This window comes from Streptomyces akebiae, assembly GCF_019599145.1.
GTDB lineage: Bacteria > Actinomycetota > Actinomycetes > Streptomycetales > Streptomycetaceae > Streptomyces > Streptomyces akebiae.
Genome location: NZ_CP080647.1, coordinates 5,570,006 through 5,591,182 on the forward strand (window position 1 = coordinate 5,570,006; position 21,177 = coordinate 5,591,182).

At 68.7% G+C, this 21,177-nt stretch carries 12 protein-coding genes, 1 tRNA gene and 2 pseudogenes; 11 read left to right on the forward strand and 4 right to left on the reverse strand.

Annotation, left to right across the window (positions count from 1 at the left end; genetic code table 11):
- Positions 1-9: 9 nt before the first annotated feature.
- On the forward strand, positions 10-1,767 hold the full coding sequence (locus K1J60_RS24055; RefSeq protein ID WP_220651655.1) for a DoxX family protein: 1,758 nt from the start codon (positions 10-12) through the stop codon (positions 1,765-1,767).
- 198 nt (positions 1,768-1,965) lie between these two features.
- On the opposite strand, the gene K1J60_RS24060 is transcribed toward K1J60_RS24055, so the two are convergent.
- The 3 genes from K1J60_RS24060 to K1J60_RS24070 form a co-directional block, all read right to left on the reverse strand.
- Positions 1,966-2,697 (reverse strand): nucleotidyltransferase family protein, encoded by a 732-nt coding sequence (locus K1J60_RS24060; protein ID WP_033525977.1) that lies wholly within the window; start codon positions 2,695-2,697, stop codon positions 1,966-1,968.
- Between the two features lie 102 nt (positions 2,698-2,799).
- Positions 2,800-3,264, reverse strand: a complete 465-nt coding sequence (locus tag K1J60_RS24065) for a hypothetical protein (RefSeq protein ID WP_033525976.1) — start codon at positions 3,262-3,264, stop codon at positions 2,800-2,802.
- A gap of 241 nt (positions 3,265-3,505) precedes the next feature.
- On the reverse strand, positions 3,506-4,642 hold the full coding sequence (locus K1J60_RS24070; protein WP_220647991.1) for an ABC transporter ATP-binding protein: 1,137 nt from the start codon (positions 4,640-4,642) through the stop codon (positions 3,506-3,508).
- Positions 4,643-4,876: 234 nt separating this feature from the next.
- Here K1J60_RS24070 and K1J60_RS24075 point away from each other — a divergent pair.
- From K1J60_RS24075 to K1J60_RS24110, 9 genes and pseudogenes are all read left to right on the forward strand, one after another.
- Positions 4,877-4,950: transfer RNA gene (locus tag K1J60_RS24075), tRNA-Thr, on the forward strand.
- Positions 4,951-5,778: 828 nt separating this feature from the next.
- Positions 5,779-8,601 (forward strand): LamG-like jellyroll fold domain-containing protein, encoded by a 2,823-nt coding sequence (locus K1J60_RS24080; RefSeq protein WP_259407887.1) that lies wholly within the window; start codon positions 5,779-5,781, stop codon positions 8,599-8,601.
- Positions 8,602-8,699: 98 nt separating this feature from the next.
- Positions 8,700-15,593 carry a polymorphic toxin-type HINT domain-containing protein gene (locus K1J60_RS24085; RefSeq protein WP_220647993.1) on the forward strand — a complete coding sequence of 2,298 codons (6,894 nt, stop codon included), beginning with the start codon at positions 8,700-8,702 and terminating at the stop codon, positions 15,591-15,593.
- A gap of 489 nt (positions 15,594-16,082) precedes the next feature.
- Positions 16,083-16,373 (forward strand): hypothetical protein, encoded by a 291-nt coding sequence (locus tag K1J60_RS24090; RefSeq protein WP_220647994.1) that lies wholly within the window; start codon positions 16,083-16,085, stop codon positions 16,371-16,373.
- A 66-nt stretch (positions 16,374-16,439) separates the two neighbouring features.
- Entirely contained in the window at positions 16,440-16,748 is a 309-nt protein-coding gene (locus K1J60_RS24095; RefSeq protein WP_220647995.1) for a transposase, read from the forward strand.
- Positions 16,749-16,792: 44 nt separating this feature from the next.
- Positions 16,793-17,032, forward strand: a pseudogene (locus tag K1J60_RS46050) (IS3 family transposase); the annotation flags it as partial.
- A 42-nt stretch (positions 17,033-17,074) separates the two neighbouring features.
- Positions 17,075-17,335, forward strand: a pseudogene (locus tag K1J60_RS46055) (IS30 family transposase); the annotation flags it as partial.
- A gap of 115 nt (positions 17,336-17,450) precedes the next feature.
- Positions 17,451-17,672 carry an IS3 family transposase gene (locus K1J60_RS24105; RefSeq protein ID WP_398683287.1) on the forward strand — a complete coding sequence of 74 codons (222 nt, stop codon included), beginning with the start codon at positions 17,451-17,453 and terminating at the stop codon, positions 17,670-17,672.
- A 120-nt stretch (positions 17,673-17,792) separates the two neighbouring features.
- Positions 17,793-18,215 (forward strand): hypothetical protein, encoded by a 423-nt coding sequence (locus tag K1J60_RS24110; RefSeq protein ID WP_220647998.1) that lies wholly within the window; start codon positions 17,793-17,795, stop codon positions 18,213-18,215.
- Positions 18,216-18,773: 558 nt separating this feature from the next.
- On the opposite strand, the gene K1J60_RS24115 is transcribed toward K1J60_RS24110, so the two are convergent.
- Entirely contained in the window at positions 18,774-19,652 is an 879-nt protein-coding gene (locus K1J60_RS24115; RefSeq protein WP_220647999.1) for an aminoglycoside phosphotransferase family protein, read from the reverse strand.
- 117 nt (positions 19,653-19,769) lie between these two features.
- Between K1J60_RS24115 and K1J60_RS24120 the strand changes: the two genes are divergently transcribed.
- Complete coding sequence (locus tag K1J60_RS24120) at positions 19,770-21,176, forward strand: NAD(P)/FAD-dependent oxidoreductase (RefSeq protein WP_220648000.1); 1,407 nt, start codon at positions 19,770-19,772, stop codon at positions 21,174-21,176.
- Position 21,177 lies beyond the last annotated feature (1 nt).

The window sequence follows — 21,177 nt, forward strand, 5'->3', positions numbered from 1 at the left end:
TAGATGAGTGTGGACACCAGAACACCCCGCACACCCACGGGGGACCGTTCGTCGGGATTCGACTCGGGATTCGACGACGCTCCCGCGCTGAGCATGGTGAAGGTGCCGAGCGATCCGGCGCAGGTCATCGTCAACCACGCGAGCTTCCGCGTGCAGTTGGGCACCTCCACGCGGGCGTCCCCGCGCATCGCACGGCACCTGATCGCCACCGACGAAACCACGCGCATCCCCGTCGTGGGCACGACGGGGCGGTCCGGCGCGCCCGCCGCCGGGCGCCGGCGCGCGCCGGTCGTCTGGAGCGGGAAGTCCGCACCCGACGACACCGGAGCCCACCGGCTCCTCCAGGCGGTGCGCGGCGCGGGCGTCGGCCTCCCCGACCCGCTGGGCGACACGGGATCGACCCAGGTCATTCCCCGCGTCGACGGCACGGGCGTCGGCGGCTACGACACCGAGGACGGGCGCTACGGCCGCGAAAGCGGGCGGTACGGCGCCGACTTGACGGTCGAGACCGTGGAGACGCCCATCGTCGGCAGCCAGCGCACCCACGGCGATCACGCCGTCGGCGACGGCACCCGGCTGCTCCCCACCATGCGCACGGTCGACAGCGCCTACGACGAACCCCGCTACGACCCGGCGGCTCACGGCCCCGGCCAAGGCGCCTACGGGGACGACGACTTCACGGACCCGTACGACGACCGGGCCGACGGCGAGGAGGGGCGGAGCGGACGCCGGACCGCCAACGAACCCGTCCGTCATGCCTATTACCCCGGTCGCCGGATGAACCTCGGCGTGGTGCTGCTGCCGCTGCGGGTCTTCCTCGGCTTCATCTCCATCTACGCCGGCATGGGCAAGCTCTGCGACCCGCACTACTTCGACGGCGGCAAGCGCGGCTCCATGGTGAAGTGGCTGAACACGCTGCACCCGTGGGAGGTCGCCGAGCCGCTGCGCCAGTTCGCCCTCGAACACCCGGTGGGCTCGGGCCTCGTCATCGCCTTCGCCCAGGTCATCGTCGGCGTACTGACCGTCTTCGGACTGTGGCAGCGGCTCGCCGCCGGCGTCGGGGCGCTGCTGTCGGCCGCGCTGCTCGTCACCGTCAGCTGGAAGACCGTCCCCGTCTACGAGACGCCCGACATCATCTACCTGGCCGCCTGGTCCCCGCTGATCATCGCGGGCGCGCCGGTGTACTCCGTCGACGGTCGGCTCGCCGGTGGCGCCTGGCGCACGCTCGGGCCGCGCGCCGACATCTGGGAGCTGCGGCGCTACGTACTGCGCCGGGGCGCGCTCGTCACCGCGATCGTCGTCGGACTGACGCTGCTCGTCGGGTCCTTGCTCGGCGGGGCGGTGCGGGACGCCGACCGGATCGTCGTTCCCGGTCCCGGAGAGGCGCCGCGCAACGAGTTGCCGGGGTCGCCGTTGCCCGGTGAGCCGAGCGCGCGGCGGGAGAACAGCCCGTCCGCGTCGAACTCGCCGACCGCGGGCGCCACGTCGGCCAAGCCTTCGCAGGAGGCGACCACGCCGGGGGCCACGCGGTCCTCCTCCGGTGCGGTCACCGGGGGGCAGCCGAGCCAGACGCAGGGGACGACCGGGCAGGCGCCGCCGCAGCAGTCGGCGCCGGTGGAGCAGGTGCCGAGCACCACCGCGGGGCCCAGCTCCAGTGGGGGTGCCTCCAGCGGTGCGACCGGTGGGGCCACCGGGTCCTCCGGAGGGTCCACCGGGGGGAGCTCTTCCGGTGGGCAGCCCGGGCTGGTCGGGGGGTTGCTCGGGTAGGTCGTTCGGCTGGTGATGTGGTGATGGGCCCCGCGCGATGGTGCGCGGGGCCCATTTGTCGTGCGTGAGAACGTGAGAAGGCGCCTGAGAGCTCGGGGGAGCGGATCGCGGGCGGCTGCGGGTTGTTCGTGGCCGGTCGCGCGGTTCCCCGCGGCCCTTTGGGCGCGCTGATCCTGGGCCCTGGCTCTGAACTGTGCCCTAGCGGCCCAGGGCCGCCAGTTCCTTCGCTGCCTCTGTCAGGTCCTTCGCGGTGTCGATGGCCCGCCAGTAGGCGCCCTGGGGGATGGGGAAGCCCGCGAGGCGGCGTTCCCGGGCGAGGCGGGGGAACGTCGTGCGCTCGTGGTCGCCCCGGGCGGGGAGCAGGTCGGTGAACTCCGGGGAGAACACGTACACGCCGGCGTTGATCTCGTACGTGGTGGGCGGGGCCTCGATGAAGTCCGTGACGCGGCCGAAGCCGTCCGTCTTCACGGCGCCCCAGGGGATGCGCGGGCGGGCCAGGGCGAGGGTGGCGAGGGCGTCGCGCTCGGTGTGGAAGTCCGCCATGTCGCGGAGTGAGAAGCGGGTCCAGATGTCGCCGTTGGTGGCGTACCAGGGCTGGTCGGGATGCGGGAGGTGGGCGGCGGCGTACTTGAGCCCTCCGCCTCGGCCCAGGGGCTCCGTCTCGACGACCGTGGTGACGCGGACCGGCAGGTCGGCGGAGTCCAGCCACTTCTGCAGGACGTCGGCGAGATGGCCGCAGGAGACGACCACGTCGGTCACGCCCTCCTCGGCGAGCCAGGTGAGCTGATGGCCGATGATCGGCGTGCCCGTACCGGGGATCTCGACCATGGGCTTGGGCCGGTCGTCGGTGTACGGACGCAGCCGGGAGCCCTGGCCACCGGCGAGGACCACGGCTTGAACGGGGCGCGACGCGGCGTTCGGATCGGTCATGACCCGAACTGTACGTGGCGCCCCGTTCGCGGGAGCACGGCCCTGGGATCGGCGTGGAGGGGGTTCACCGGGGTGGGGTGCCCCGGTGGGTCGCCGGGGTGGTCAGGCGAACTGGGCGGCCACCCCGGTCGCGTACGAGGTGTCGCAGACGGGGCGGGCGAAGCCCTGGGCCCGGGTGGGGCCGTAGGCGCGGACGGCGGCGCGGCCGAGGGCGCGGGCGATGGAGGTGCAGTGCTTCGCGAGCGACGGGCGTTCGTTCACCGCTTCCTGGAGGTGGGTGAGGGCGACTCCGGGGTCCTCGTCCTGGAGTTCCAGCAGGAGCTTGTCGCGGAGCACCTCGTGCGGGGCGCGGGACTTGGCGCGCTCGGCGGAGTTCAGCTCGGCCACGTCGGAGGCGGCGAGGACCGACTGGTCGGGGTCCGTGGTGGTCCATTGGACCCGGGTGACCGCGAGGGTGCCGGAGAGGACAAGGACGACGGGCAGGACCAGGGCCAGGGAACGGCCGATCCGGCGGGCGGGGCCGCGGCCGCGCCGCGTCCGTTGGGTGTAGGTGTGGGTGTGCTTCACGCGAGTGAGAGTAGCGCGGGGTAGTGATATGGCGACATTGGGTCACCGGTATGGGGGATGCCTGAGCGCCGTTCTCCGGTTGGCGGGTTGACGCACACTGGTCGAAATGGACCTATTTGCCGGGGTAGTTGGCGGCAAGGAAAAAGGCCCCGCAGAGGTTTGCGGGGCCTTCTTCGTCAACCTGGGTGATTTATCGCGGGCCGGTGGTTTCGCGACCGGTCGCGCCCATCGTGCCGGGGGGTCAGTCGGTGAGGCGCTCGCCCGTGGAGGTCGAGAACACGTGGGTCTCGCCCGGACGCGGGACGACGTGCAGCGTCGCGCCCTTCTCCGGGACCTGGCGGCCGTTGACGCGGACCACGAGGTCCTTGGTCTCGCCGCCGACCTCGGCGGTGCCGTAGACGTAACCGTCGGCGCCGAGCTCCTCGACGACGTTGACGGAGACGGCGAGGCCGGCCGGGGCGTCCTCGGTGTCCTTCGACAGGGTGGAGGCGACGGTGCCGTTGTGCTCCACGATGTCGAAGTGCTCCGGGCGGACGCCGACGGTGACGGTGGTGTCACCCTTGTCGGAGGCGGCCTTGAGGGCGTCACGGTTGACCGGGACGACGCTGTTGCCGAACTTCACGCCGCCGTCGGTGATCGGGACCGCGACCAGGTTCATGGCCGGGGAGCCGATGAAGCCGGCGACGAAGAGGTTGGCCGGGCGGTCGTACATGTTGCGCGGGGTGTCGACCTGCTGGAGCAGACCGTCCTTGAGGACCGCCACGCGGTCGCCCATCGTCATGGCCTCGACCTGGTCGTGGGTGACGTAGACGGTGGTGATGCCGAGGCGGCGCTGCAGGGACGCGATCTGCGTACGGGTCGAGACACGGAGCTTGGCGTCGAGGTTCGACAGCGGCTCGTCCATGAGGAAGACCTGGGGCTCACGCACGATCGCGCGACCCATGGCGACACGCTGACGCTGACCACCGGAGAGGGCCTTCGGCTTGCGGTCCAGGTACTCGGTGAGGTCGAGGATCTTCGCGGCCTCTTCGACCTTCTGCCGGATCTCCGCCTTGTTGACGCCGGCGATCTTGAGCGCGAAGCCCATGTTGTCGGCGACGGTCATGTGCGGGTAGAGCGCGTAGTTCTGGAACACCATGGCGATGTCCCGGTCCTTCGGCGGCAGGTGCGTGACGTCGCGGTCACCGATGCGGATGGCGCCGCCGTTGACGTCCTCGAGCCCCGCGAGCATGCGGAGCGAGGTGGACTTGCCGCAACCGGACGGCCCGACCAGAACGAGGAACTCGCCGTCCTCGATCTCGATGTCGAGACCGTCCACGGCGGGCTTCGTGGAACCCGGGTAGATCCGGGTCGCCTTGTCGAACGTAACTGTGGCCATGGGTCGTAGGCCCCCTTCACCGGCAGGAACGTGCCGGACGATCCGTTGTAAAGGTGGTGATCCACCACGGCCGGGCCGCGGTGGTGTAGTCCACGGGAGTGGATTGGGTCAGGACGGTACCTTCCGTTCACCTGGTCTGTCAGTACCTGGGCCCCTGTGAACTTCGCGGAAATTTTCGACAAGTGCGGTCTGTGACGTGGGTACACTGCACGGGCGCCCCCACGAGGGGGCCACGCCTCCTTAGCTCAGCTGGCCAGAGCAACGCACTTGTAATGCGTAGGTCGTCGGTTCGAATCCGACAGGGGGCTCTGTGGTGAACCCCAGGTCAGGCCTTTGACCTGGGGTTTCCTGTTTTCGTTGACCTTGGAATCGACCTAAGTTGCGCCTCTGGGGCCTGCGCATCGTCATGCGTGGGTCGGGGGTTTGGTTTCCGTGACCGTGTAGACGGACTGAGCCTCTGAGCTGGGCTTTTGCTCGTCTGGGAGGGGCGGGGTAGGCGTGCGCGATGAGGTTCGGTGGACAACCGGTGGACAGGTGTGCCTGACGCTTCATCAGCGGCCTGCGCTGCGCCTGGTCCGGCGGGGTGAATATGTGATCGTCTTTGATGGCGGTCGGAAGCGGGGTGGGCTGTCCGGTCCGGACAACTTCAGGTCGGGCGCAGTGGGCTACCGGTGCGATGCCGTCGTGTGAGGCATGGTGTCCTCGGACTCGTAGTGGCCGTTCCTGTTAGAGCTGGGCAGTGAGTTGAAGGCGCTCACGCGTGCTGTGCCGGTCCGTGGCGGGCGACTGCGTTGACGGTTGTTGGCAGGAGCCGGTGCTCGTCCTAGGCGCCGAAGCGGATGATGAAGGTCGGCCTTCCGGGAACGTCGTGGGCGGATCGGTCCTACGTGTCGCGTGTTTCCTCCCGCGCCAAGGGCTGCGCGTGGGCATCGGCGGTGCGTGTGGTGGCGGGCTGCGGGGCGGTTCAGTCTCGAAATGCCCTTGATCCGGTAAAGGGAGTCACATACGTTTCTTTGGCCACTGCTGTACGGCATGGCCACATCAATTTCATAGCGGGCTCTGGGGAGAGCCTGGAGGGGGACAAGGGTATGACCAACCCTTGGTTTCGGGGGTTTCGTGCTGCCCGGACGCTCGGTGTGCTGCTTGGCGGCGCCGTCGTCCTGGGCGCGTTGCCTGCCGTCACCGGTCCGGCCACCGCGGTCGGCAGCACGCCGCCTGCCTCGGCAGAGGAGGCCGCGTTCGTACTGGCCGCTGAGACCGGCGAGCCGGTGGAGATCATTCAGCAGCGTACCGAGGACGAGCTCGTCTTCGCCAATCCGGACGGCTCGCTGACCAGCGAGACCAGTGTCCAGCCGCAGCGGGTGGAGCGTCCCGACGGCACGTGGGTGAAGGCCGACGCGACCCTGGAGCGTCGGCCGGATGGCACGGTCGGTCCCAAGGCCGCCGTCGTCGACCTCACCTTCGCGAAGGCCGGCTCGTCCGACTTCGTCACGCTCGGCGAGGAGGGTAAGTCCTTCACGCTGAGCTGGCCCACGCCGCTGCCCGAGCCGGTCCTGTCCGGGGACACTGCCGAGTACCGCGAGGTGCTCCCCGGCGTGGATCTGCTGGCCACCGCCTCGGTCACCGGCTACTCGTACGTCCTGGAGGTGAAGACCCCCGAGGCGGCCGACAGCTCCGAACTGGCCGAACTGCGGCTGCCCGTACGGTCGCAGGGCCTGGACCTCGGCACCGGCCCAACCGGTGGTCTCCAGGCCGTGGACGCCTCCGGCGAGCGTGTCTTCGGCGGTCAGGCACCCAAGATGTGGGACTCCTCCGCCGCCGAGGTTCCCGCCGGCGCCGTTCCCGCTTCCGGCACGGACACGCCCGCCCAGGAGGCGCCGGACGCCGGCGCCAAGGTCGCCGACATGGCCCTCGACGTGTCCGCGTCCTCTGTCACCGTCGAGCCCGACCGTGCCCTGCTCACCGCCGCCGACACCGACTTCCCGGTCTACATCGACCCTGAGGCCGGCATGTCGAAGAGCGAGTGGCTGTATGTGTCCAGCGCGAATCCGAGCACGGAGTTCCACAAGTTCAAGAAGGACGAGGGCGTCGGCCGCTGTTCTGCCGACACGATCGGTGGCATCTACTACGTGTGCAGCGGCTCGCCGTACACGAACCGGATGTACTTCCAGTTCTCCACCGACGGCTGGAAGAACCGCACCATCTCCAAGGCGGTCTTCGAGGTCTACGAGACCTTCTCCTTCTCGTGCACCAAGAGCACCGTGAACCTGCACATGGTCGCCGAAGGCGGTGTCGACTCCGCCACGAACTGGAACAACAAGCCCAAGGACGGCGACCTGATGGTCGACCGGTCCGTCGCGTACGGGCGGGGCGACAGCTGTAGCCCGGATGCGCCGGCCAGCTGGGTCGACTTCGAGGACAGCGCCGACGAGAGCAACGAGAACCTCACCTCCTCCGTCCGTAAGAAGGCCGCGGGGGAGGACCCGATCGCGTTCTCGCTGCGCGCTGCCGACGAGGGCGACCCCAATTCCTGGAAGCGGTTCCGGGGGGACAACGCCAAGCTCGTCGTCACGTACAACACCCGTCCGAACAAGCCCACCGGGGAGAAGCTGAGCAACCCGGAGGAGAAGACCTGCACCACCGACAACACCAAGCGGCCGTGGATCCGGGACGCGACCCCGGCCATGTCCGTCAGCGGCACCGACGCCGACTCGTACACCGACGGCACCGGCCAGAACCTGACCGCGACCTTCCGGGTGTGGGACCAGGTGGACGGCCGGCCCATGGTCTACGAGGGCAAGGACGGACCGCAGAACGAGGGCAGGTTCGAGCGAGGGATCCCGGTCAAGGAACTGGCCCACGGGCACGGCTACAAGTGGCACGCCCAGACCTACGACGGCTCCACCGGCAAGCTCAAGGACTCCGGGTACTCCGAGTGGTCCGACTGGTGCGAGTTCGTGGTGGACGTGGAGCGGCCCGACGCCAAGCCGCGCGTCGAGCCGGTGGCGAGCGAGGCCGACCTCCCGGCGGGCGCCAAGCGGCACTTCACCCTCTCCGCGAACGGCAACTCCGACTCGGTCTTCAAGAACGACGTCGAGTTCTATGAGTGGGACCTCGGCAACGACACCCCCACGCGCAAGGCCGACCCTGCCGCTCTCGGTGGCAACGCCACCATCGAGGTGCCGACCAGCACCTTCGGGCCGAACGTGCTCTACGTCCGCAGCGTCGACCGGGCCGGCAACCGGGGCCCGCTGGAGAAGTACTTCTTCACCGTCGACCGCGCCTGCGCCGACGTCCTCGCCGACACCTGCGCCGCCGCCGTCTACGGCCTCGACCAGACCTCCGGCACCACGGCCCCCGACAGCTCCGGCCACAACCGGGACCTGACGGTCAAGGGCGCCGACTGGGTCGCGGGCAACAACTCCGCGAGCGACCCGGCCGACAGGGCGCTGCGTTTCAACGGCACCAGCGACCACGCCACCGCCGTGTCCGCCGTGCACACCGGGCAGGCGTTCACCGTCTCGGCGTGGGTGCGGCCCACGTCGCTGGCCAAGAACATCTCGGTGGTCAGCCAGGCGGGCAGCCAGGGCAACGGCTTCAACCTCTACTACTCCACCGCCTACAAGCGCTGGATCTTCGGCCGGCACATCAGCGACACGGCGGACTCCGACCTCGTACGCGCCATGGCACCGAGCGAGCGCCCCGCCGCCGTCAACAAGTGGGTCCACCTGGCCGGGACCTACGACCCGGTGGCCCGGAAGTTCACGCTCTTCGTCGACGGCGAGGAGCAGGGCAGCGCCACTGTCACCGACGTCTGGAACGCCACGAAGGGCCTCAACATCGGCCGCGCCCAGTACGGCGCCGACTGGTCCGACCCCTTCGCCGGTGACATCGACGACGTACGACTCGTCCCCGGCCTGCTGTCGGGGACGGAGATCTTCCGGCTCGCGAACAACTGACGACCACTGACGGCTCCCGACCAGAGCCGTCCACCCGGGTGCCCGAACTTCTCGGGCACCCGGGGCACTTTCACACCCATACGGGAGGGGGAGCGCGCGTGCGCGCATCTCGCAGACACAGAACACACCCCTGGGCCAAAGCCCTCGGCGTCACCCTCACTTCAGCCCTGACCATCACCCTGCTCCAGGGCACCCCGGCTTTCGGTGACGACCCCGACGAGGCGCGCGAGGCTCGGCGTCCCAAGACCCAGGACGTCGTCTCGACGCCGGTGGTCGACCAGGACGGCCAGGCAACCCCACTCAAACACACCAAGGCGTACGGCAAACCGCTGGACCTGAAGGCCAGCTGGCCGAAGGCGGGCAGCGCGACCGTCGATCTCGGCGGCTCCGACGCCAAGAAGCGCGGCGCGCTGTCGAGCACCAAGGCCGGCTCGCTCCCGGTCCGTGTCGGCACGCCGAAGGGCATGACCCGTTCCGCGATGGCGGCCGTCACGCCCACCCGGGCCAAGGTTGACGTCCTCAGTCACGCCGCCGCGCAGAAGGCCGGCATCGACGGCCTGCTCCTCAAGGTCACCCGGGCCGACAGCCGCACCACCAACGGCAAGGTGTCCGTCGAGGTCGACTACGCGGCCTTCGCGCAGGCCTACGGCGGTGACTGGGCCCAGCGGCTGCGTCTGGTCGAGCTGCCTGCCTGCGCGCTGACCACGCCGAAGGCGGCCAAGTGCCAGACGAGCACTCCGCTGAAGACCGACAACGACGTGCGCGAGGAGAAACTCACCGCGGACGTGGCAGCGCTGCCCGCTGACAGGGCCCCGCTGCTCGCGGTGGCGGCGGGCGCCTCCGGCGGCGCGGGCTCGTACGCGGCGACGTCGCTGGCGCCGTCCGCGTCCTGGCAGGTTGCCGGGCAGACCGGCGGCTTCACCTGGCAGTACCCGCTGCGGGTGCCGCCCGCCGTCGCCGGGCCCTCCCCGCAGCTGGGTCTCGGCTACAACTCGGCCTCCACGGACGGCCGGACGGCCTCCAGCAACAACCAGACGTCCTGGATCGGTGAGGGCTTCGACCTGAGCGCCGGGTACATTGAGCGTTCGTACCGCTCGTGCACGGAGGACGGCCACGACGAGGCGGGTTCGCAGAAGTACGACCTGTGCTGGCACTCCGACAACGCCACCATGAACTTCGGCGGCCGGGCCGGTGAGCTGGTCAAGAAGGGCGAGAACGAGTGGCGTCTGAAGCAGGACGACGGCACCCGTATCGAGCGTAAGTACGACGGCTCCAACGCCGACAACAACAACGAGTACTGGGTCGTCACCACCACCGACGGCACCCGCTACCACTTCGGCAAGGGCAAGCGCGAGGCGGCCGACACCGAGTTCACCGGCTCCTCCTGGGAGGTCCCGGTCTTCGGCGACGACAAGGACGAGCCCTGCCACGCCGACACCTTCAAGGAGTCCCGCTGCCAGCAGTCGTGGCGCTGGAACCTCGACTACGTCGTCGACGTGCACGGCAACACGATGACGTACTACTACGGCACCGAGACGAACAAGTACGACAGCGTGCGCGGCGACAAGGTCGTCTCCTACGACCGCGGCGGCTACCTGAAGCGGATCGAGTACGGGGAGCAGGAGGGCAAGGAGAACACGACCGCCGCGCCCTCGCAGGTCGTCTTCGACGTGGCCGAGCGCTGTACCGGTGCCGCCGCCGACTGTGAGCCGGGCGATCTGAAGGAGTCCACCGCCAAGCGCTGGCCGGATGTGCCGTTCGAGCAGATCTGCACCTCGGACACGGAGTGCAAGGACCAGTGGTCCCCGACCTTCTTCTCCCGCAAACGGCTGGCGAAGGTCACGACGCAGGTCCTGGGTTCCGACGGCAAGACGTACGGGGACGTCGACGAGTGGGACCTGGCGCACAAGTACCAGAGCGCCGACACCACGCACGCCCCGGCCCTGTGGCTGGAGTCGGTCACCCACTCCGGCAAGGACGGCGCGAACAAGCTCCCGAAGGTCACGTTCTACGAGCGGCAGGACGCCAACCGCGTCGACACCGGCTCCGACGACCGGCTGCCGATGTACAAGTGGCGCATCCGGGCCATTCAGTCGGAGACGGGCGGCACGATCTCGGTCAACTACAAGCCGACCGAGTGCACGCCGACGAATCTTCCGACCCCTGAGACGAACACCAAGCGGTGTATGCCGTCCTTCTGGTCGAAGGAGGGGACGGTCGGGGAGAAGGAGGACTGGTTCCACAAGTTCGTGGTCGACACGGTGATCGAGGACGAGGTCACGGTCACCGGCCCCAACAAGGTCACCTCCTACGACTACTCCGGCGCCGCGTGGGCCTTCGACGACAGCGAGCTCGTCAAGACCAAGAAGAAGACCTGGAACCAGTGGCGCGGCTACCGCTCGGTCACCATGAAGACGGGTGAGGCGGGCAGCAAGCAACTCCGCACCGAGACCACCTACCTCCAGGGCATGGACGGCGACCGGGAGAAGGAGTCCGGCGGCACCAAGTCCGTGACGGTCACCGCCACCGACGGCACGAAGATCCGTGACGACGCCCGCCACCAGGGCTTCGTCGTGGAGCAGCGGAGCTTCAACGGCGATGCGGAGATCACCGGTTCGGTGAGCACGCCGTGGAAGTCCGAGCCCACGGCGACGGAGGGTAAGGACGAGGCGTCCTACGCGGCAGTCAAGTCGACGAAGACGCGTACGGCGTTGGACGACGGCAAGGTCCGCCGCGCCGCCATCGAGCACTTCTATGACGCGTACGGCATGCTGTCCCGCTCCTCCGACTCCGGCGACCTGGCGGCCGAGGACGACGACACCTGCACGACGAACACGTACAACCGCAACACCGACGCCAACCTGCTCACGTTGCTGAAGCGGGTCACGGTCGTCCCGGTCAACTGCGCTGACGGCGCGCCGACTTCGTACCAGGGTGAGGCGATCTCCGACGTCCGCACCTGGTACGACGACCGCGACACCTACGGCACCACCCCCACCAAGGGCGATGTGGTGCGCAGCGAGAAGGTCAAGGGCTACACGGCCGACGGCACCCCGCAGTACGTGACGACGTCGACGGCCAAGTACGACGCGCACGGCCGTGTCGTGGAGTCCGCCGACCAGGCGGGCAACGCGACGAAGACCACCTACACGCCGACAACCGGTGGCCCGGTCACCGGCATGAAGGTCGAGGACCCGCTCGGCAACACCACGACCTCCACGGTGGACCGCCGCTGGGGCCTGGTCACCGCCACGGTCGACCCCAACAAGCAGCGCACCGACCTGGAGTACGACGCCCTCGGCCGCCTGCTGAAGGTCTGGCTCCCGGGACGCGCCAAGGCATCGGACACACCAAGCCTCGAATACGCCTACCTGATCCGCAACAACGCCCCGGTCGTCACCACCACCAAGTCACTCCTTCCCAACGGCTCGGTGGCCACCAGCCACCAGCTCTCCGACGGCCTGCTGCGGCCCCGTCAGACGCAGACCCCGGCCGCGAACTCGGGCCGCGTCATCACGACCACCGAGTACGACACCCGCGGCCTGACCGTGAAGGAGATCGGCCCGTTCTACAACACGACGGCCGTCGGCACGACCTTCGTGAACGTCGTCGACGCCTCCGAGGGCACCCCTCGTGAGACGGAGACGGTCTACGACGCGGCCGGGCGGGCGACGGACTCGATCTTCCGCGTCGCGGGCACCGAGAAGTGGCGCACCAAGACCGCGTACCACGGCGACCACACGACGGTCGACCCGCCGACGGGCGCCACGCCGACCGCGACGTACACCAACGCGCAGGGGCAGACGACCAAGGTCCTGGAGTACAAGGCCAGTTCGCCTACAGGCGCGGCGGACACGACGTCGTACGACTACGACGCGGCGGGCCGTCTCACCGAGGTGAAGGACACGTCGGGCAACGTGTGGTCGTCCGAGTACGACGTACGTGGCCGGCAGACCAAGTCGGTCGACCCCGACGCGGGTACGACGTGGATGACGTACAACGACCTGGACCAGGTGAAGACGGTCCGCAACGAGCGCGAGCTCACCCTCACTTACAACTACGACAAGTTGGGCCGTCAGCGCTCGCTGTACAACGGCGACAAGAAGCTGACGACCTGGGAGTACGACAGCGCGACCGTGCCGAACGGCAAGGGGCGTCTGACCTCGGCCACGAAGTGGGTGGGGGACGACGGCTACACCTCGTCGGTCGACGCGTACGACGTTGCGGGCCGGCCGACGAAGTCCTCGGTGACCGTCCCGGCCTCCGAGGGCAAGCTGGCCGGGACGTACACGGCGACGGCGTCGTACAAGGCGGACGGTTCGGTCGACGACATCGGCCTTCCGGCGGCCGGTGATCTCCCGGCGGAGACGGTCACCACGGGCTACACGGCGACCGGTCTGCCGTCCTTCACCCTGGGCGACTCGACGGACTACGCCCGCGAGACCCGTTACTCCAACTACGGCGAGATGCTCCAGCTGACGCTGGGCACGGCCAGTGCGGACAAGTACACCTGGCTGACCAACACCTACGAGGAGGGCACCCGGCGCCTGGAGCGCGCCCGGATCGACCGGGAGATCGTCAAGGCCCCGGACTCCGACATCACCTACGGCTACGACGCCACCGGGAACATCCAGAAGATCGCGGACACGCCCGAGGGCAAGACCGCGGATGTCCAGTGCTTCACGTACGACTACCTGCGCCGTCTGACCGACGCGTGGACCCAGACGGCCACCACCTGCGCACCCAGCGCCGGTGAGGCGACCGTCGGCGGCCCGGCACCGTACCGGCACTCCTACACCTACGACGCTGCGGGCAACCGCACGAGCGAGGTCCGCCACGCCACCGGCACGACCGGCGACGCGGCGATCACGCAGAAGACGACGTACGCACCGAGGGCCACTGATGCCAAGGGCGGCACGCACCCGCACGCCCTGAAGTCGGCGGAGGTTGTTACGACCGCCGCAGGCAAGGAGGTGACGGCCGCTCAGACCTTCCGGTACGACGAGACGGGTAACACCGTCCGCCGCACGAAGGCGGCGACGGACCTCTCGCCGGCGGTCGACCAGAAGCTGGACTGGGACGAGCAGGGCCGCCTGAGCGCGGTCACCCCGTACCTGTCCGGTGACAACCTGGACGAGGCGAACAAGACCTCGTACGTGTACGACGCCTCGGGCGGCCGACTGCTCCGCAAGGAGAAGGGCGCGGTCACGCTGTACCTGGGCAGACAGGAGATCCGCCTCGACACGGCGAAGAACTCCCTGTCGGGCACGCGTTACTACTCGCACGGTGGCCAGAAGATCGCCGTACGGACGACTGCCGGGGTGACCTGGTTGGTCGGCGGCCAGAACGGCACGGCCGAGATCGCGATCAAGGCGGCGGACTCGGCGATCACACAGCGCCGCACCCTCCCCTTCGGCCAGGTGCGCGGCGCCAAGCCGGCGGCGGGCGCGTGGCCCGGCGACAAGTCCTTCGTGGGCGCCACGGCGGACGCGACGACGGGGCTCATCCAGCTCGGCGCCCGCGCATACGACCCCGAGACGGGACGATTTGTCTCCGCCGACCCCGTTCTGAACGTGGGTGACCCGCAGCACCTCAACGCCTACGCGTACGGCCGCAACAACCCGCTCGCCTTCCCGGACCCGACGGGCTTGTACTGGGGCGAGTCCTGGATCAGCCCGATCGGTCACGGCGCCCTCGATGTCCTGGGCCTGGTCCCGGTCTTCGGCGAGCCCGCCGACCTCCTCAACGGCGTCTGGTACACGGCCGAGGGCAACTACATCGACGCGGGCCTGTCCTACGCCTCGGCGATCCCCATCGCGGGCTACGCGGCCACGGCGGGGAAGGGCGCGCGGTACGTCAACAAGGCGGTCGACGCCGTGGACACGGCGTCGACCGCCACCAAGGCGACCAAGAAGACCGAGGACGCGGTCGACGCGGCCGACAAGGTCACGCCTCCGGTCACTCCGAAGCCGAAGGAGAAGCCCGCACCGGCCCCGCCGGCCAAGGCCAAGGAGGCGCCCGAGGCCAAGAAGGGCGACTCAGGCGGCAAGAAGGGCGACGGCGCGGAGAAGAAGTCCGAGACCGGAGGGGGCGGCAAGGACGCCGACGCACCCGCTGCCGGCGGCTCCTGCAAGACGAGCAACAGCTTCGTCCCCGGCACGCTCGTCCTGATGGCCGACCGTTCCACCAAACCGATCGAAGACGTCGAGACCGGTGACAAGGTCCTCGCCACGGACCCCGAGACCGGCGAGACGACCGCCGAGACGGTCACCGCCGAGATCAAGGGCGAGGGCCTCAAGCACCTGGTCGAGCTCACCGTCGACACGGACGGCACCGAGGGCACGGCGACGGACACGATCACCGCGACCGACGGCCACCCCTTCTGGGTCCCCGCACTCGGCGAGTGGATCGACGCCACCGACCTGAAGAACGGCCAGTGGCTGCGCACCAGCGCGGGCACCCTGGTCCAGATCACAGCGGTGGAACACCGGACCAGCGGCTCGGCCACCGTCCACAACCTGACCGTCGATGACGCCCATACGTACTATGTAGTGGCGGGCAGCGTCCCGGTGTTGGTCCACAACTGTGGATCGAACCAGGATGGGTATCTGTATCGTGGTCTCGCCAGGGGCCACCACCAATATGACGCCGCTGCGGGAGGCCGTGCGGTGCCCCGCGGAACCAGCACGGATATCCGCGCTCACACGGGTGGAAACGCAACGGATACTAACTTCACATCGTGGTCGGATGACGCCGACGTTGCCGTGGACGGTGCCCAGAACCTGTCGGACGAATGGGTTGGCGAAGGTGTGATGCTGCGCATCAGGGTGGCAAACATCGATCCCGCCATAGGGCCGTCAAGAAATATTCAGATCCACGGCTCCCAGTGGGAGACATTCTTCGAAGATGAGCATTTCATTGTCGGTGAAATCTGGGCCGACGACATCAGCTTCGACTTCGGCGAAACCTGGTCACCTGTCAGGCGGCGATGAGTGAACGAAGTATCCGCGAGTGAAATGATTGCCGCATTCGAGTCCGACTCTGAGGCCAGCGTTCAGGCCAAGAGCGCGCTGCTTTCTGGAGCGCGTTTCGAGATTTGGCTCGAGCCCCTCCCGGCGTCGACGCTTCGGGGAATCCTTCGCAGGAGGGTGAGGAGCCTGCAGCGGCGTGGCAAGCCGGTTGTCGGGGTCGCAGAATGCTTTGCGAGTCTTGCCGAAAAGGGCGAGCAGGGCCTTCTTGTGGCCTACGTGGACGATCGCGAACGAGCCGGATACCTCTTTCCCATCTACCTCGATCCGAACCCGTTCAAAGTGGTCGCATGTATGGGGTTCGGCACCTCATCCGAAGGTGACTCCTTGGACGGTTCGGAGTAACACCGCGGGTAGGGGACCTCACAGTGCCCCAGCGGCCCCGCCGGATCTGTTTCCGGTGGGGCCGCTGGGTTCTTGACAGCATGCCCGCACCTCAGAGGGGGAGCGCGCGTGCGCGCATCTCGCAGACACAGAACACACCCCTGGGCCAAAGCCCTCGGCGTCACCCTCACTTCGGCTCTGACCGTCACCTTGCTTCAGGGCACCCCAGCCTTTGGCGACGACCCCGACGAGGCGCGGGAGAAGCGCCGGCCGAAGACCCAGGACGTCGCCTCCACCCCGGTCGTCGATCAGGATGGCCAGGCCAGCCTGCTCAAGCACACCAAGGGGTACGGGAAACCGCTGAACCTCAAGGCCACTTGGCCGAAGGCGGGTTCCGCGACCGTGGACCTGGCGAACTGAGGTTCCCCCGGGATGCGGAGTGTGTTGACAGAGGGTCAGATGGGACTCATGAGAGGACCTTTGACCATGGCTGCCCCCAGGAAATACTCGCTGGAGTTGCGTGAGCGTGCGGTGCGGATGTATCGCACCACAGACCCGAAGCCGCAGATCAAGAAGCTGGCCGTCGACCTCGGTGTGCATCCCGAGGCCCTGCGCGGCTGGATCCGCCAGGCCGAGGCCGACGCCGGCGAGCGCGACGACCGTCTCACCACCGACGAGCGGGCCGAGCTCGCCGCGCTGCGCAAGGAGAACGCCCAGCTCAAGCGGGCCAACGACGTCCTGCGGACGGCCTCGGCTTTTTTCGCGGCGCAGCTCGACCCGACCCGGCCCAGGTGACGGCGCTCGTTGACGAGCACCCGCGCCTGGGGGTCGAGTGCGTCGTGCGGGAACTGCACGTCCCCTCTTCCACCTACTACCGGTGGCGCCGTGCGGAGAAGGAGCCGTGCGAGCGGCGGCGCCGCGACGTCGAACTGACCGAGCGGATCAAGGAGATCCACACCGAGTCCGGCGGCAACTACGGCTCGCCGCGCGTGCACGCCGTCCTCAAGCGCGAGGGTGTCCACGTGGGCCGCAAGCGGGTCGAGCGCCTGATGCGCGAGGCCGACATCGCAGGTGTCAGCCCGCGGCGGAAGGGCTTCACGCGCCGCGATCCCAAGGCCACGCTCGAGACCGGGACGAAGGTGTTCTTCGCCGATCCGCACTCGCCCTGGCAGCGACCCACGAACGAGAACACGAACGGGCTGCTGCGTCAGTACTTCCCGAAGGGCACCGACCTGTCCCGGTGGTCCGCCGAGGACCTCGAAGCCGTCGCCCTGGCGATCAATAACCGACCCCGAAAGATCCTCGGCTGGAAGACCCCGGCCGAGGTCTTCGAGGAGCAGCTACGCTCACTACAACAGTTCGGTGTTGCAACGACCGGTTGAACTCGCCCAATATACGTCTATCAAGCTCACAACTCGTCTGGTGAGAGCGAGAGTTCAGGCGTCCATGGGGTCGGTCGGGGACTCGTACGATAACGCTCTCGCGGAGAACTTGTGGATGCTCATCAAGACCGAGGGGCTGCGTCGTCGCGTCTTCACCACCCGGGCCGAGGCGAACCTCGCGCTCTTCGAGTACATCGACGGCTTCTATAACTCCCGTCGCATCCAGGAACGGCTCGGCTGGCTCAGCCCGATCGAGTTCGAGGAGAAGCACTACGCCGAGCAGGCGACGGCCGAACCGACGAACCTGAAACCCCGTCAACCCTCTCTGACCAGCTGATCAGCACCTCCAGCACAGCGGGGGAACCTCACGCCGGACATCCAGGATGTTCCGCCACGGGAGCCTGAAGACGGGCCGGTCCTCGCCTTGGTGTACACGGATGTGCCCGAGCCCGGGTTCGTGACCGGGTTCACCTATGGCCTGTCACCGTTTCGCCGGGCGAACGCGCAGACACCCGCTCGTGAGCTCTGCATCACGATGCGGTCGACCGATCCTGCATGGGCGAGGGTGCCGGCTCTCACCGTGGCCGCTCTGCGTGGTTTGTGCCCGTTCGATGCGGGGATGGTGATCGGGTACAAGAAGCCGTACGTTCCGCCCTCGGATCTGAGCAGTCTGGTCCTGGCTTCGGCTCCGCCGCCGTTGGCGCTCGCCGGCCCTGTGGATGTGACGACGCCGGGTGCGGGCACCCAGGATCTCATCGAGATCGTCGGCGCCTATCCGGTCTATCCCTCGGAACGGACTGCCGTCCATGCCGACGGGCTGGGGGTGCTGTTCGATTCCACTTGGGATCCGTACGACCCTGGTCGTCGAACCGTGGTCTGACAGTTCGGGGCCCCTACATATCCAGATAGCAACGATCGTCGGGGAGTGCGTCACGCGCTCCCCGACGATGCACCTGGTCATGTTTGTCGAAGCGCTCGCTCACATTTTGCTCTGCTTGGGCGTGGAGGCTGGTGGTGGCGGGTCTAGACGTCCGTGTCCGAGACACCCGACGGATCACCTCGTGCGACATCAGCGGCCCTTCGCGTCGCGACGGTAGGCAAGTCGTCGGGCCTGTATGGGAACGACAAGGCGTTCTGGTTGTCCTGCTACTGCTCGGAACAGCTACTTTGTGCGCTCGGGACGCTCTTGCTGGTCGCTCTACAGCAAGCCCTCGGTGGACAGGCGGTGGACAGACGCCTTTGGACAGCGCATCACAGGGTGACAGGGTTCATCATGCTGCGCATGCTCTGATCAGCCCAAACGTCATTGGGTGACACGACGAGGCATTGCGCGACATGATCGCGCACGGTCTTGTAATGCGTAGGTCGTCGGTTCGAATCCGACAGGGGGCTCCGGATCCCGGGTCGCTGGCGCGGCCCGGGATTTGTTTTGTGCGGGTCAGCGGAGGTGGCGGCCCAGGGTCAGGTCCTCGGGGTCCAGGGAGCGGTTTTCCTCTACCTCCCACAGGGCGTTCTGGAGGAGGCGGGCGAGGGTCCAGGCGCGGGCTCGGGGGCGGTCCAGGGAGAGGACGTCGGTCATCGCGTCGAAGCGCCAGTGGATGTCGGCCGGGTCGAAGCGGTTGTTGAGGGCCGGCCAGAGGTCGAAGCCGGGGTCGCCTGCCAGGGGCTTGGGGTCGATGGCCAGCCAGGGGGAACGGTCGGCTCCCAGGACGTTGTCGAAGTGCAGGTCCCAGTGGAGGAGGCGGTCGCCGGGTTCGGACATGACCTCGCGCAGCGCCGCCGCGCAGTCCGCGATCAGACGGCGGTCGGACGCGTCCGGGATGCGGGCCAGGACCGGTGGGGTGCGTTCCAGCATGTCGGTCGAGATGTCGGACAGGCGGCGCACGGTCGGTGGGGCCGGGGTGGAGGTGAGGTGGGCCAGGAGCCGGGCGATGACCAGGACGGCCCGGTGGGTGTCCGGCTCGTGGGAGAGCATGCGGGCCGGGTCGAGGCGTTCGAGCAGCATGGTGCCGGTGGCGGGGTCGTGGCGCAGGAGTCGTACGGCGCCGTCGCCGTCCCAGGCGCGCAGGGCGATCGGTTCGCCCTCGCTCTCGGCGTCGGGGATCTGGAGTTTGAGGACCGCCGGGGTGCCGTCGGCCGTAGCCGTCACCGGGATGACCAGGGCGCACATGCCGTGCATGGGGCGGCCGTCGAGCCGCAGGCCCCAGCGGTCCAGGAAGTCGGCGGTCAGGCGGGGGAGGTCCGCGACGAACCTGCGGCCGGCCTCTCCGTTGATCTTTTCCTGAGTCTCGGCCAGTTCCTCCGGAACATCGATCATGCGGGGGACACTACGCGCCCGACCGCCCGGATTCCCTTGGATTTCCGGCTCGGGGACGCCTTCGCGCCACGGAATCCGTAGGCGACAGGCGCTGTCGGGAACGGTTAGCGTCCGGCCATGAGCAACGCGATCGCGGGCACCGTCAACGGTGGGGTCTCCTTCTGGTACGCGCAGGCCGGTCTTCCCGTTCCGAGGGAGCCGCTGGCGGGGGACGCGTCCGTCGATGTGGTGATCGTCGGGGGCGGTTATACCGGGTTGTGGACGGCGTACTACCTGAAGAAGGCCGACCCCGCCCTGCGGATCGCCGTCCTGGAGCAGAAGTTCTGCGGGTACGGGGCCTCGGGGCGCAACGGTGGCTGGCTCTACAACGGGATCGCGGGGCGGGACCGGTATGCGCGCCTGCACGGGCGGGAGGCCGCCGTGCGGTTGCAACGGGCCATGAACGAGACCGTCGACGAGGTCGTGCGGGTGGCGGGGGAGGAGGGTGTCGAGGCGGACATCCACCGGGGTGGCGTGCTCGAAGTCGCTCGTACGCCCGCGCAGTTGGGGCGGCTCAGGGCCTTTCACGAGCATGAGCTGGCGTACGGGGAGGACGATCGGGAGCTGTACGGCGCCCGGGAGACGGCCGAGCGGATCAGGGTCGCCGGCGCCGTGGGGTCGACGTGGACGCCGCACGGGGCGCGGTTGAACCCGGTGAAGCTGGTGACCGGGCTGGCGGCCGTCGTGGAGGGGCTGGGGGTGACCGTGCACGAGTCGACGCCGGTCACAGAGATCCGGCCGGGCCACGTGGTCACGCCGTACGGCACGGTCCGGGCGCCGTATGTGCTGCGCTGTACGGAGGGCTTCACGGCGAACCTCAAGGGGCAGAGGCGGACCTGGCTGCCGATGAACTCCTCGATGATCGTCACCGAGCCGCTGACGGCCGAGCGGTGGGCGGCGATCGGCTGGGAGGGCCGCGCGACGCTCGGCGACATGGCGCACGCGTACATGTACGCCCAGCGCACCGCCGACGACCGGATCGCGCTCGGCGGTCGCGGGGTGCCGTACCGCTTCGGGTCGCGGACGGACAACGACGGGCGTACGCAGTCGGCGACGATCGAGGCGCTGTACGAGATCTTGGTGCGGTTCTTCCCCTCCCTGACCGGGGTGAAGGTCGATCATGCCTGGTCGGGGGTGCTGGGGGTGCCGCGTGACTGGTGCGCGACGGTCACGCTGGACCGGGCCACGGGGCTGGGGTGGGCGGGCGGTTACGTCGGCTCCGGGGTCGCCACGACCAACCTCGCCGGCCGCACCCTGCGCGACCTCGTGCTGCGGGACTCCGGGCAGGGTGGGGCCACCGGGCTGACCTCGCTGCCGTGGGTGAACCACCGGGTGCGCAAGTGGGAGCCGGAGCCGTTGCGCTGGGTGGGGGTGCAGGGGATGTACGCGACGTACCGCACCGCCGATCGGCGCGAGGAGGCCTCGCACAGCGGGGAGTCGTCGCGGTTGGCGCGGTGGGCGGATCGGGTGGCGGGGCGGGGCTGAG

Bases quoted from the DNA above. Each gene is read 5' to 3' on its own strand.
- K1J60_RS24060 (WP_033525977.1), bottom strand. From the start codon at position 2,697: ATGACCGATCCGAACGCCGCGTCGCGCCCCGTTCAAGCCGTGGTCCTC.
- K1J60_RS24070 (WP_220647991.1), bottom strand. From the start codon at position 4,642: ATGGCCACAGTTACGTTCGACAAGGCGACCCGGATCTACCCGGGTTCC.
- K1J60_RS24095 (WP_220647995.1), top strand. From the start codon at position 16,440: ATGGCTGCCCCCAGGAAATACTCGCTGGAGTTGCGTGAGCGTGCGGTG.
- K1J60_RS24105 (WP_398683287.1), top strand. From the start codon at position 17,451: ATGCTCATCAAGACCGAGGGGCTGCGTCGTCGCGTCTTCACCACCCGG.
- K1J60_RS24115 (WP_220647999.1), bottom strand. From the start codon at position 19,652: ATGATCGATGTTCCGGAGGAACTGGCCGAGACTCAGGAAAAGATCAAC.
- K1J60_RS24120 (WP_220648000.1), top strand. From the start codon at position 19,770: ATGAGCAACGCGATCGCGGGCACCGTCAACGGTGGGGTCTCCTTCTGG.